4 protein-coding genes are annotated in these 5,080 nt (G+C 62.9%); 3 read left to right on the top strand and 1 reads right to left on the bottom strand.

All coding sequences use genetic code 11. The annotated features are described in order from the left end of the window. On the bottom strand, positions 1-979 hold a 979-nt coding region (locus AC1DWI_RS13495; protein ID WP_477725006.1), incomplete at its 3' end, for a branched-chain amino acid ABC transporter permease. A gap of 180 nt (positions 980-1,159) precedes the next feature. On the opposite strand from AC1DWI_RS13495, the gene AC1DWI_RS13490 reads away from it, so the two are divergent. Genes AC1DWI_RS13490 through AC1DWI_RS13480 form a run of 3 tightly spaced genes read left to right on the top strand, consistent with a single transcriptional unit; the run spans position 1,160 to position 4,956 of the window. Then, positions 1,160-2,050 carry a MurR/RpiR family transcriptional regulator gene (locus AC1DWI_RS13490; RefSeq protein WP_477670352.1) on the top strand — a complete coding sequence of 297 codons (891 nt, stop codon included), beginning with the start codon at positions 1,160-1,162 and terminating at the stop codon, positions 2,048-2,050. Beyond that, complete coding sequence (locus AC1DWI_RS13485; protein WP_477725005.1) at positions 2,047-3,990, top strand: bifunctional 5-dehydro-2-deoxygluconokinase/5-dehydro-2-deoxyphosphogluconate aldolase; 1,944 nt, start codon at positions 2,047-2,049, stop codon at positions 3,988-3,990. Before AC1DWI_RS13490 ends, AC1DWI_RS13485 begins: the two co-directional genes overlap by 4 nt. Positions 3,991-4,050: 60 nt before the next feature. Next, positions 4,051-4,956: an NAD(P)-dependent oxidoreductase gene (locus tag AC1DWI_RS13480; RefSeq protein WP_477670350.1), complete on the top strand. Its 906-nt coding sequence runs from the start codon at positions 4,051-4,053 to the stop codon at positions 4,954-4,956. Positions 4,957-5,080: the final 124 nt, after the last annotated feature.

Here is a 5,080-nt window from a genome sequence, read left to right as displayed (position 1 = left end):
CCACAGTGCGCCGCGGCCGTGCCTTCCAGGCTTGCCACGCGCCGGCAATGCCTTCGGGCTTGAACAGCACCATCGCCATGAAGACGAGGCCATACCAGAGCAGCCAGGTCTCGGTGTAGGCGCCCAGCAGGTCACGCGCCAGAATAAAGAAAGTGGCGCCGATGATGGGGCCCCAAAAACTTACGAGGCCGCCGCCTATCAGCACCATCATCACGACGAATCCCGAGTTGTGCAGGCTCATGACGTTGGGGTAGGCCGACTGCTGCGCCATGGCGAACAGCGCACCGGCCAGGCCCGCCACCGCGGTGGAGATCGTGAAGGCCAGCCACTTGTAAAGCCACACGTTGTAGCCCACAAAGGCGGCGCGGGTCTCGTTCTGCTTGATGGCACTGAAGATGCGACCCAATGGCGAATGGATCAGCCGCCACAGCACCAGCAGCACCAACCCGAACAGCACGAGGCAAAAGAAGAAGAGGGCGTTGTTGCCGGAGAGATTGAAAGACACAAAACCAAAATCGGCCGGCAGGCGCTTGATGTTCAGCAGCCCGTCTTCACCGCCCGTGACGGTATGCCATTTGTTGGCGATGAACCAGAACACCTGGCCGAATGCGATGGTGAGCAAGGCGTAATAAATGCCGCGCCTGTGTGAGATGAACAGCGCCACCAGCGCGCCGAGCGCCGCTGTGACCAGCACCGCGCCGGCCAGGTCGAACCACAGGTTGGGCCAGACCTTGAGTTGCAGCAGGCCGAAGGCGTAGGCGCCCGCGCCAAAGAATGCACCGTGCCCGAAGGAGGGCAGGCCGGTGAAACCCAGGAGCAGGTTGTAGCCCATCGCAAACAACACCCAGATCATGATTTCCAGGGCCAGGTATTGGTACAGCCCGACGCGGCCCACCCACAGCGGCGTGGACAGCAGCACCAGCAATGTGGCGAGCATCGGCAGAGGGATCAGCGGCGCGCGGCCGGAAGCGAGTTGCATGGGGACCTTGTCTCTTCGGTTTTTCTGGGTGAATGAGTGGAGCTAGAAAAACAAGTGCTGAAAATGGGCTGGACACAACAGAATATACGTTCTATTATTTAAATAAGCAAGAATATCTATTCTAATTTGATGCGACGCAGGCCCGGCCCGTCCATCGCATTCCCGAGGCGGCAACGACATATGGACTCTGCAACGACTTACGAAGAACTCAAGGCGCTGATTGGCCGGATTTACCCGGACATGTCCAAGCAGCTGCAGCGCATCGCGCGCTTCGCGCTCGAGCAGCCCAACGACCTGGCGCTGGGCACGGTGGCGACGGTGGCCGAGGCCACCGAGGTGCAGCCTTCGGCCATGATCCGCTTCGCCAACGCGCTGGGCTATGGCGGCTTCTCCGAAATGCAGCAGGTGTTCCGCGGCCACCTGCTGGAGCGTTCCGACAGCTACCGCGAACGCATAGACCAGATGCGGCGCAAGCAGCTCAACGGCGAGCGCGCACCGGCCGGTGTACTGCACCAGTTGGTGGGCGAATCGGTGGCCGAACTCGGCCACCTCGAGGAAAGCATCGCCCAGGCCGACCTGAAAGCGGCTGTCAAGCTCATGGCCTCGGCGCCGCGCATCCATGTGCTGGCCCAGCGCCGCGCTTTTCCGGTGGCGGGCTACCTCGCTTATGCGTTGAGCCAGCTCGAACTGCGCACCCACCTGCTCGACGGAACGGGCGGCATGCTGCGCGAAAGCCTGCGCTCCGTTGCGCCCGGCGATGTGTTGATCGCCGCCAGCTTTCGCAACTATTCGCCCGAAGTCATCGCGGCTGCAGCAGAGGCCGCCAAACTGGGAGCGCTGGTAATTGCCATTACCGACGGTCCCCTCTCGCCGCTCAAGGCGCATGCCAAGGTTTGCCTGGAGCTGGCCGACGATTCCTCCAAGCCGTTCCGCTCGCTGGTCGCACCGCTGTGTCTGGCACAGGCGCTGGTGGTCAGCACCGGTCATCAACTGGCTGAGCAGAGCGCAGCGAAAGCCAAAACCAGGAACAGCAAGACCGCAGCCAAGCCAACTCGCAAGGGGGCCGTATGAGCCGCCCGCTGGATCTGATCTGTGTCGGCCGCGCCGCGGTGGATCTGTATGGCGAGCAAATCGGGGGCCGTCTTGAAGACATGCAGAGCTTCACCAAATATTTGGGTGGCTCGCCGGCCAACACCGCGGTGGGCGTGGCGCGCCTGGGTCTGAAGCCCGCCATGCTGACCCGTGTGGGTGACGAGCACAATGGCCGTTTTGTGCGCGAAACCCTGGCGGCCGAAGGCGTGGACGTGAGCCATGTCGCCACCGATCCCAAGCGCCTGACGGCACTGGTGTTTCTGGGAATCCAGGACCGCGACACTTTTCCGCTGGTGTTCTACCGCGACAACTGCGCCGACATGGCGATCAGTCCAGACGACTTCGATGCGGCCTTCATTGCTTCGGCCAAGGCGCTCCTGATTTCGGGCACGCACCTGTCGCAGCCGCTCACCTATGAAAGCTGCAAGCGCGCCATGATGATGGCCAAAGCCGCGGGCACGCGCGTGGTGCTCGATATCGATTATCGACCCGTGCTATGGGGCCTGACCAGCCCGGGCATGGGCGAGCAGCGCTTTGTACCTTCCGGCGAGGTCAGCGCGCATCTGCAAACCGTCGTCGGTCACTGCGATCTGGTGGTCGGTACTGAAGAAGAAGTTCACATCGCCGGGGGCAGCACCGACACGCTCGCAGCCCTGCGCCGCTTGCGCGAGTTGACGCAGGCCACGCTGGTGGTCAAACGCGGGCCCATGGGCTGCGTGGTGTTCGACGGTGCGATTCCCGATTCACTGGAAAAAGGTTTGCAAGGCCCCGGCTTTCCGGTGGACGTCTACAACGTATTGGGCGCCGGCGATGCGTTCATGTCGGGGTTTCTGCGCGGCTGGATCCCGGGGGAGCCGCTCACACGCTGCTGCGCCTATGCCAACGCCTGCGGCGCGCTGGTGGTGTCGCGCCATGGCTGCGCGCCGGCCATGGCGAGCTGGGAAGAGTTGCAGTTTTTCTTGATGCATGGCTCGGCCACCCGGCGCCTGCGCGAAGACGCGCAGCTCGAACACCTGCACCGTGTCAGCACGCGCACACGCCGCTGGGAAGAACTGGTCATCCTGGCGTTCGACCACCGCAAGCAGCTGGAAGAGGTAGCGGCACGCCATGGCGCGCCTAGCGAACGCATCCCCCYTTTCAAATCCCTGATCGCCGAAGGTGCGCGGCTTGGAGCCGGCCAGCGCAGTGGCGTCGGCGTGATCGTTGACGGACGCTTTGGTGAAGAGGTGCTTCCAACGGTGACCGGCAAAGGCTGGTGGGTCGCAAGGCCGGTCGAGCTGCCGGGTTCACGACCGCTGCAGTTCGAAGCCGGCGCCGGCCTGGGTGCGGTCATGCGAACCTGGCCCAGCGAGCACGTCGCCAAATGCCTGGTGTATTACCACCCGCATGACAAGCCGGCCTTGCGCGACAGCCAGCTGGCCAAATTGGCCGACCTGCAGCGAGCCAGCGTGGACAGCTTTCACGAGTTCCTCATCGAGGTGATCCCACCCAAGGACATGCCCGCGGATGGCGACACCGTACCGATGGCGCTCGAACAAATCTACCAGGCTGGCATCTTCCCCGACTGGTGGAAGCTGCCGCCAGCCGTTAGTGCGGCTGCCTGGGAAAAGATCGCGGCCGTGGTGGCGCAGCACGACCCGCATTGCCGCGGTGTGCTGGTGCTGGGCCTGGAGGCCAGCGAGGAAAAACTGGATCAGAGCTTTCGAATCGCAGCGCCGCACGCCATCTGCCGCGGCTTTGCCGTGGGGCGCTCGATCTTTGCCGATGCCGCAACTGGCTGGTTCTCAGGCGCCATGGACGACGCGGCGGTGGTCAAGGCCATTGYCGAGCGCTATGCGCGGCTGATCTCGCTGTGGGACCAGGCGAGGGCGGGCGCAGGGGCCACTGTTTCAGTAGCCGCCACTGAGGCCGTGAACTAAGCCGCCAAACGCAACAGACAGAACAGACAAGCCACAACGGGAAAGAAAACGGAGACAAACATGACAATACCCAAAATCGGATTCATCGGCATCGGCATGATGGGCCACGGCATGGCCAGGAATCTGCTGGCCAAGGGCTTCGCCCTCACCTTCAAGGTCAACCGCAACAGGGACAACCTGGCCGACCTGATTGCCGCCGGCGCGAAAGAGGCCAGGACCAACGCCGAATGCGCGCAGGCCAGCGATATCGTGTTCATCTGCGTCACGGGCTCGCCCCAGGTCGAAGAGATTGTCTACGGCAAGGACGGCTTGCTGGACGGCGGCCGCAAAGGCCTGATCGTGGTCGACACCTCCACCGCCGAGCCCGCTTCCAGCACCCGCATCCGCAACGACCTCGCGGCCAAAGGCATCAAGCTGGTCGATGCGCCGCTGGCGCGCACGCCCAAGGAAGCCGAGGAAGGCAGGCTCAACACCATGGTCGGCGCCGAGCCTGAGGACTTCAAGGCGCTGGAGCCGGTGCTCAAGGCCTTTTGCGAAAACATCTTCCACGTCGGCCCGCCCGGCCACGGCCACGTGCTCAAGCTGGTCAACAACATGATGGCCATGAGCTTTGCGGCCTCGATTGCCGAGGCCTTTGCGGTGGCGGCCAAAAGCGGGCTGGACCTCAACCGCCTCTATGACGTGATCTCGGCCGGGGGCGTGAACTGCGGCATCTTTCAGATGATGGCAACGAAAACGCTCAAGGAAGGCGACGTCACCGGCTTCAAGTTCGGCATCGCCAATGCGCAAAAAGATTTGCGCTACTACACCCATCTGGCCGAGATGCTGCCCGTCACCAGCTTCATGGGTGAGGCCACGCACCAAAGCCTGATCCAGGCCAGCAACGCTGGTTACGGCGACAAGCTGATCGCCTCCCTTTTCGAAGCACAGGAAAAACTCAACGACGTCAAGATCGTTCCCCGTTAAGCCAACCCGTTTGACCCATTTACACGCAGGAGACAAAACCATGAGCGACATCAAGAACAACCACGCAACACCTGAATCCCAATCCGACAGCAAGGCCACCTCGCGCCGCGCGCTGCTCAAGCAC

This window comes from Polaromonas sp. P3_C2, assembly GCF_056402675.1.
The sequence above is the reverse complement of the archived record's forward strand: the minus strand, read 5'-3'. Positions and strand labels throughout refer to the sequence as shown.